At 58.5% G+C, this 7,589-nt stretch carries 4 protein-coding genes and 2 pseudogenes; 1 reads left to right on the top strand and 5 read right to left on the bottom strand.

All coding sequences use genetic code 11. The features are described from left to right. Positions 1 to 332: pseudogene (locus WCG50_RS15815) on the top strand (hypothetical protein); the annotation flags it as partial. A gap of 106 nt (positions 333 to 438) precedes the next feature. Here WCG50_RS15815 and pap read toward each other — a convergent pair. The 5 genes and pseudogenes from pap to WCG50_RS15790 all read right to left on the bottom strand — a co-directional run. Next, positions 439 to 2,004, bottom strand: a complete 1,566-nt coding sequence (pap, locus tag WCG50_RS15810; RefSeq protein WP_336900558.1) for a polyphosphate:AMP phosphotransferase — start codon at positions 2,002 to 2,004, stop codon at positions 439 to 441. A 31-nt stretch (positions 2,005 to 2,035) separates the two neighbouring features. Continuing rightward, the gene (locus WCG50_RS15805; protein ID WP_336900557.1) at positions 2,036 to 2,290 is read right to left on the bottom strand and encodes a hypothetical protein; all 255 of its coding nucleotides are present in this window, start codon (positions 2,288 to 2,290) and stop codon (positions 2,036 to 2,038) included. Continuing rightward, the gene (locus WCG50_RS15800; protein ID WP_336900556.1) at positions 2,283 to 6,464 is read right to left on the bottom strand and encodes an EAL domain-containing protein; all 4,182 of its coding nucleotides are present in this window, start codon (positions 6,462 to 6,464) and stop codon (positions 2,283 to 2,285) included. The genes WCG50_RS15805 and WCG50_RS15800 overlap by 8 nt, the downstream gene beginning before the upstream one ends. A 105-nt stretch (positions 6,465 to 6,569) precedes the next feature. Further along, positions 6,570 to 6,989: a hypothetical protein gene (locus WCG50_RS15795; protein WP_336900555.1), complete on the bottom strand. Its 420-nt coding sequence runs from the start codon at positions 6,987 to 6,989 to the stop codon at positions 6,570 to 6,572. Positions 6,990 to 7,142: 153 nt separating this feature from the next. Further along, positions 7,143 to 7,589, bottom strand: a pseudogene (locus WCG50_RS15790) (alanine--glyoxylate aminotransferase family protein); the annotation flags it as partial.

Here is a 7,589-nt window from a genome sequence, read left to right as displayed (position 1 = left end):
CCTCCACCGCCTGGAACAAAGCCACCGGCGGCCACGACGACGAAGGCTCGCTGATCACCCTGTTTTTGTGCATCGCCACGAACAGCGTGCCAAAGACGCTGTTGACCGAAAAAACCGCCGCCACGCTGATTCGCAAGATTCGCAAAACGGGCCTCAGCCCCGACTTGGCCAGCCAGTACATCCGGGCCCACGCCCCAGCGCAGCACCAGGAGGCCTTCGTCCAGATGTGGCAAACCTTCTGCGAAGAAGCCCAGCCGACGCTGCAGAGCGATTACGACTACGAACTCAAAGACGCGCTCGCCCTGCTGCGGCTTGAATGCAATGTGAAATAAGACCTGCCTACGCCTTATTTATGCATCAAATAGGCCTCTAGCGCTCATATCTTCTGCGTAGGAAGCTATAAATACAATAGCAATTATTGCAACGAAACGTCAGCGCCTACGCACCAGATTTATCGCGCTTGGCGGCCTTGCCTGACTTCTTGGTGGCGGATTTTTCCTTGACCGTGACCGCTGGCGCGGCATCCCCTTTCAGTTCCGCCTCGACCCGCTCGCACAAAGTGCGCAAGATCTTCACGCGGGCGTAGTTTTTGTCATTGGCTTCGACCAGCGTCCAGGGCGCATTGCCCGTGCTGGTGCGTTCCACCATGTCGCAAATCGCTTGCTGGTAGGCGTCCCACTTCTCGCGGTTGCGCCAATCTTCGTCGGTGATCTTGAAGCGTTTGAAGGCGACTTTTTCACGTTCCTTGAAGCGTTTGAGCTGCTCTTCCTGGCTGATCTGAAGCCAGAACTTCACCACAATCACCCCGGCCTCGGCCATTTCGTGCTCAAAGTCATTGATCTCGGAATAGGCCCGCAGCCATTCGTTTTCGGTACAGAAACCCTCTACCCGCTCGACCAGCACGCGGCCGTACCAAGTGCGGTCAAAGATGGCGACATGGCCCTTGCGCGGCAAATGGCGCCAAAAGCGCCACAAGTGCGGTTGTGCGCGCTCTTCCTCGGTCGGTGCCGCCACCGGCGTCACCTGGTATTGCCGCGCATCCATCGCCACGGCAATACGCCGGATGGCACCGCCCTTGCCCGCCGCATCGGCGCCCTCAAAGGCGCACACCAGCGAGCGGCCCTTGAAGCGCGCATCGCGCACCAGTTCAGACAAGCGGCCCTGCCATTGGGCCAGCTCGTCTTCATACGGCTTGTCGGCCAGTTTGAGCTTGAGATCCAACTCGGAAAGCACATTGCGGCCGTCGGTATCGACCCGCACGATGGGTGCCACAGGCGCCTCCGGCAACAGGGGCGAGGCCAGTTTTTTCTGCAGCGCGGCCAGCAAGATCTGGCCCACCGTCAATGACCGGTAGCGGTCGTCCGCGCCTTCCACCACCACCCACGGGGCCCAGGGCGTGTTGGTGACGCGCAAAAAGTGCCCGGCCACGTCTTGCAGCTGATCGTAGGTTTTGAGCCGGTCCCAATTCCACTTGGTCACGCGCCACGCGGTGCGGGGGTCGCTTTCCAGGTCCTTGAGGCGCTTCTTTTGCCCGTCCTTGGTCAGGTGAAACCAGAACTTGAGCACCAGCGCGCCCTCGCTGACCAGCATCGACTCAAAGCGGTTGATCTGATCGGCCCGGGCATCGAGTTCCTTCAAGGAAATTTCACCCTGAATGCGCTGACGAATCGGGTCTGAATACCAGGAACCGGCAAAAATGCCAATGCGCCCTTTGGGCGGCAGTGAGCGCCAGTAGCGCCACATGGCTGGGCGCTCGCTCTCTTCATCGGTGGGCTCAGCGAATGCCAGTGTAGAAATAAACCGGGGGTCCATCCACTGGTAAAGCACATTGATGGTTTCACCCTTGCCCGCGCCATCCTGACCGCTGATGAGCACCACTACCGGGATTTTTCGGTTCTCATGCAAGTCCACTTGCGCCCCAAGCAGGGCCGCTCGCAACGCCGGCACCGCCTCACGGTAGGCCGCCTTGCTGATTTTGTGGCCAATTTCTGCGGATTCAAACATCGAAGCGCTCCCGGCGTTGTGTTAAAAATTATTAGGCGTAAGGTGCTGCCGAGGTGTAGCCGTTGACAAACAAGCGTTTGGCGGTCGACACTACGATGAAGGCCTCTTGCGCACTGAGGGTGGGAAACTGCTCTTTGAGGGTCCGGAGTGCCAGGTGCTCATGGGTCTGCCCGGCCCAGTGGTTGGCCGGGTCAAAAAAGGGCCGCAAGGCCTCACACGCCGCCGGGAAAATAGCGCGCAGTTCGTGCTGCGTTCGTCGCTCAAAAGGGGTTTGGGCGTCAAGCATGGAATCCTCCTTGGTTTATTGACTCGTGCGTCGCATCCGCTGGCTGCAGCTCAGTCTGCATTGACACAGCTGGACGATTTTTTCGGGACAGCGCCTTCATTTTTTCAAGCAAGGCATCTCGCAGTTGATGAAGCTCCGGCAGAAACGCCAGGGCCTGCGTGTTCAAACCCTGGGCATTGAGTTGACACATCGAATCAGCCAGCACATGGATTTGGTGGTGCAAGGGCTTCAGCGCCGAAAAGTCAGCCTGAGCGCCATAACGAGCCAAACCCCGGGTCTCCAACCAGTTGCCAAAGCGACACTGCTGCAGACTCAGCGGCAAAGGGGCTTCCCGATTGCCCCGGAGGGACTCTTCAATCCCGGCAATCCAGGCGCGGTGCTCGGCGCTGGCAAAGAGCAAGGGCAAATCAGCGCGACTGAGCGGGGCAATATCAACCCACGCCGGGTCAGGACGCCATGCCTTGGCCCAAAGTGGCAACGCATGCGCGGGCATGGGGCGCGCAATCCCGTAGCCCTGGGCCAATTCACAGCCCAATTGCAGCAGCATCTCGCCATGCGCCACGGTTTCCACGCCTTCGGCAATCACCTCACGGTGAAAAGCGCTGGCCAAGCCAATCACGCCCTCCAGAATAGCCATGTCATCCGGGTCGTCGAGCATGTCGCGCACGAAACTCTGGTCAATCTTGAGCAAGGCCACCGGCAGGCGCTTCAGGTAGGTCAGAGAGGAGTAACCGGTCCCGAAGTCGTCCAGCGCAAAGCGCACACCGATCTCGCGGCAGGCCGCCATGGTCTGCGACACGTGCACCAGGTCTTCCAGCGCGCTGGTCTCCAGCACCTCCAACTCCAGGCAACCGGGCTTGATCTGTGGATGCGCCGCCAATTGGGTGCGCAGGCGCGCCACAAAATCAGATTGCTGCAACTGGCGCGCCCCCACATTGACACTCACCGGAATATCCAGTCCGACGGCATGCCAAAGTTCCATCTGGGTCAGGGCGGTGTCGATCACCCACTCCCCGATGTCGATGGCCAGCGGGTGATCCTCAATCACCGGCAAAAATACCGCGGGCAACAACAAGCCGTTGACCGGATGTTGCCAGCGAATCAACGCTTCTGCCCCAATGACTTTCCCGGTGCGCATATTCACCTTGGGCTGGTAATACAGCACCAACTCATGCGCCGCCAGGGCCTGGCGAATGTGCTCGACGCTCTCATGGTGGCCCCGCACACTGCGGTCTTGTTCGGCATCAAAGAAGTGATAGCGATTCTTGCCCGCCAGCTTGGCCTGGTACATGGCCTGATCGGCCTGGCGTAGCAGTAAGTCGGCATCCACATCGTCCGATTGCGGGTAAAAGGTCACGCCCAGACTGGCCGACACCTGAAGCACCAACTCGCCGCAATGCACCGGTTGGGCCGCCGCCGCCAGCAGGCGGGTAAGCATTGGCACACAGTCTGTCACATCTTTCAGATCAACCAGCACGGCCACAAACTCATCGCCGCCGATGCGGGCCAGCGTATCGCCCTCGCGCAGGGCCTGACGCATGCGTTCAGACAGCGCAATCAGCAGTTGATCGCCGGCTTCATGCCCATGGTGGTCGTTGATGGCTTTGAAACCATCAAGGTCCAGATAAGCCACCGCCAGCAACTGCGAACGTCGTTGCGCCTGAGCCAAGCCCTGGTGCAGACGATCCGCCAGCAATACCCGGTTGGGCAAGTTGGTCAGGGCGTCGTAATGGGCGATGTGCTCAAGCTGCTGCTGGTGCTCTTTGAGTGCCGTGATGTCCGAGAACAGCGACACGAAATGTTTGATGCGACCTTGCGCATCGAACACAGCGCTGAGCGTCTGCATCTGGGCGTAAACCTCGCCATTTTTGCGCCGGTTCCAGATCTCACCGTACCAGTGCCCGTGTCGGAGCAGATCGCCCCACATGGCGGCATAGTAAGCATTGCTTTGTCGGCCAGAGTTGAAGATACGCGGGTTCAGGCCCAGCACTTCCGCCCGGCTGAAGCCTGTGATGCGGACAAAAGCCTCATTGACATCCACGATGCTGCCGTCAGCCGTGGTGATCATGACGCCTTCGCGGGCATGCGTGAAAACACTGGCCGCCAGGTGCAAATTATCTTCGGCCTGCTTGCGTGCAGTGACATCACGGGTAATGGCCAGTTGCACCATCCCGCCTTTGTCCAGCATCGGCACCGCATGAGTCGCCAGCCAACGCCGGCCGCCTTTGAGTCCGAGCACTTCAAACTCCAACTCAGCCGATTCGCCAGCGAGCACCCTTTGGTGCATGGCAGAAAAGGCCTCGCGGTATTCGGGGGCAATGATCTCGAGCACTCGGCAGCCGGCCACCTGCTCCCATAAATCGGCCTCGATCATCGCCAGGCCGGCAGGGTTCATTTGCACCAAATGCCCCTGCCCATCCACGATCTTGATGCACTCAGGTTCCGCTTGAATGATGGTGCGCAGGCGAATTTCGCTTTCAGCGAGGTTTTCTGCGGCATGTTTGCGCTCCGTGATGTCGGTGTGGGTGCCGATCATGCGCAAGGGCTTGCCCTCGGCGTTGCGACTGACGACCCGGGCACGGTCCAGCGTCCACTGGTAACGGCCTTCTTTGTTAAGGACACGGTGTTCGCTGACATAAATCGGGCTCGTGCCACGCAAACAAGCCTGTAGGGCGACCAGCGCGGCGGGTTGGTCGTCGGGGTGCACGCGTGACACCCACTCTTGCGGTTGGTTGCCAATCTCGTCATCCTTGAAGCCGAGCATTTCCTTGCAGCGCTGGCTGAAAAATACCGTGTTCTCCAGCACATTCCAGTCCCAGACACCGTCGCCGGCGCCCTCCAGCGCAAAGCGCCAGAGTTCTTCGCTTTTGCTCAAATTCAACTGAATTTCACGGCGCTCGGCAATCAAACGGTCAAAGTCGTCGGCAATCTGGTTGTAAACCAGCGAGACTTCAGCAATTTCATCATCGTCGGCTTGCGGGTTGACCACGCGCAAGGTGTGGTCTCGGGCATAGCCTTTCATCACATCGCGCAGCCGACTAATGCGGCGCGTAATACTGCGGCCCACCCCCATGATGATGAGACCGGCAAATACGGTTGTCAGCAAAATCATGGCGCCCATGGCCAGGAACAACTGCCGGGTCATGGCCATGACCTCGTCCACCGGCACCAGTCGGTAGTAAGTCCACCCCAGCGGCGCCAATTGCATGCCCACCACCAATTGACGCTTTCCCTGCACCATGATTTCAGTGCTCAGCGTGCGGGGCATCTCGGCCAGCGGCAACTTCATCAGTTCGAGCAACTGCGGCTCCTGACTCAAACTCGTTTGAAAAGCAGCAGGACTGGCTTCAAGCTGCTTTTGCCAGGGACCGGCCAGCACAAAATTTCCGGCCTGGTCCAACAGCAGGTGCTCAGAGCCCTGAAAAAACTGACCCGTTTTGAACGAAGCCTCCAGCACACTGGTCAGTTGCATGTCCTCGCCCAACGAGCCGATCCATTGGTCGCCCACATACAGCGGATAAATGGCGCTGACCATCCAGACCTTGGGTACGGGGTCAAAAAGCGGCGGCGTGAAAGCAAACGCCCGCTGGGGGTTCAGCGTGGGCGAGGTGCCCGTCAGCCAAGGCGTCTGGGTGTAATCGTTGTCGGCTTTCTGCTCGAAAGCAAATTCAGGATAGGCCCGATCAAAAATAACCTCACTGCGCTGGGGCGACAGATACCAGACGTTTTCCAGCGGTTTGGACGCCGCAGCGCCAAAGGTATCCAGGGTTCGCTTGATGCGCAGATGTCTAACTTTCTGTGCGTCGCTCAAGGCTGCAGACGCTGGCAAAAAAACACCCGCTTCGTTCAACCCATCAAATCCCGGTTGACGATTGCGCCACACGCCATCCGGGTTAAGCTGCAAAGTCTGGTTAACAGCCAGCAACTCTGCGGGCTGCACCGGTTGCGCCAACTCTTTTTCCAAAATTTTCGCCAGCGCCTTCAGCTTGGGCTCGCCTTGCGCAAAGCGCTGCATCGCGACCCCCGCAAAGCCCGCCGTCATCTGGTTCAACTTGGCAGAGGCCGCCTCCAGCATCCGGTGCTCGGCATAGTTGTAGATCAACCAGGCGCCCGGAACAACCGTCAGCACGATGCTGGCTGTCACGATGGCAACAATTTTCTTCTGAATATCCATGCGGGATTAATTAAGTAGCTGTTTGATTATCGTCAGATTCAAAAGCAAAAATGCCCGCCAGAAATTACGCTGGGCGGGCACTGAAATTGGTGCTAAGGCAGCAACTTAGTCGTTGTCGCGGCCATGGTTTTTCTTCATCTTGTCGTGGCCCTTGCCGTTGCTGCCAGGACCATTGCCCCGCTCGCCTTGGTCGTTGCGATTTCTGCCCGAATACTCACTGCGGTACCAGTTGTCCTGCACGAAATAGACGGGCTGACCGCAAGCGTTGTAGCGATGGCAGTTCTTGTCCCAATGCTTTTCATGGCCTGGGCGCACGCGCAAATAAATGGGCTGACGCACCATCACCACCGGGCTTTGCTGAACGATCATCGGTTGCGCGTAAATCACTTGCGGCTGGGGCGCGTTGCCAATGTCAATCCGACCATAAAAACCCGGTTGTCCAATGCTCACAGAGACGCCCACATCAGCCGCAAGGGCTGATCCGGCCAAGACAGCCAAAGCGGCGCCCAGTAATAGATGTTTCATTTAAATAGACTCCAACGTGCGTTTCTGTCGCACAAGTTACGGGCACTGATCGCTAAAAAAGTGTGTCCCCGGAAAGACATTTGGTGCTGTAGGAAGCACCCAGTCAGGCCTTGATTTTATCGCAGCGCTACAGAGTGAAACGTAACAAAAAGTTCAAGCTTTCATCCGGTCCAAAGCACCTGCCAGTTGTGCCACCGTGCGGTCCACGTTGTGCCATTTTTCCAAGCCAAAAAGGCCCACCCGAAAGGTCATGAAGTCAGCGGGTTCATCGCACTGCAGCGGCACGCCAGCCGCCGTTTGCAAGCCTTCAGCCAAAAACTTGCGGCTGGACTGGATCTCGGGGTCTTCGGTGTAGCTCACCACAACACCTGGCGCTTTATAGCCCTCGGCTGCGACGCTGGGGATGCCGCGGCTCTCAAACAAGGCTCGCACTTTGGTGCCGAGTTCAATCTGCTCAGCGCGAACTTTCTCAAAGCCGTAAGCCTGGGTTTCCTTCATCACCTCACGCAGCCGCGTGAGCGCATCGGTCGGCATTGTCGCGTGGTAGGCGTGGCCACCGTTCTCGTAGGTTTCCATGATCTGCAGCCACTTCTTCAGGTC

It is taken from the genome of Rhodoferax sp. (assembly GCF_037143375.1).
Classification (GTDB): domain Bacteria; phylum Pseudomonadota; class Gammaproteobacteria; order Burkholderiales; family Burkholderiaceae_C; genus Rhodoferax.
This window is presented reverse-complemented; position numbering and strand designations above follow the sequence as displayed.

What these genes read in the sequence shown, in the direction of transcription:
- WCG50_RS15795 (WP_336900555.1), bottom strand. Translation starts at nt 6,989, where the DNA reads ATGAAACATCTATTACTGGGCGCCGCTTTGGCTGTCTTGGCCGGATCA.
- WCG50_RS15800 (WP_336900556.1), bottom strand. Translation starts at nt 6,464, where the DNA reads ATGGATATTCAGAAGAAAATTGTTGCCATCGTGACAGCCAGCATCGTG.
- pap (WP_336900558.1), bottom strand. Translation starts at nt 2,004, where the DNA reads ATGTTTGAATCCGCAGAAATTGGCCACAAAATCAGCAAGGCGGCCTAC.
- WCG50_RS15805 (WP_336900557.1), bottom strand. Translation starts at nt 2,290, where the DNA reads ATGCTTGACGCCCAAACCCCTTTTGAGCGACGAACGCAGCACGAACTG.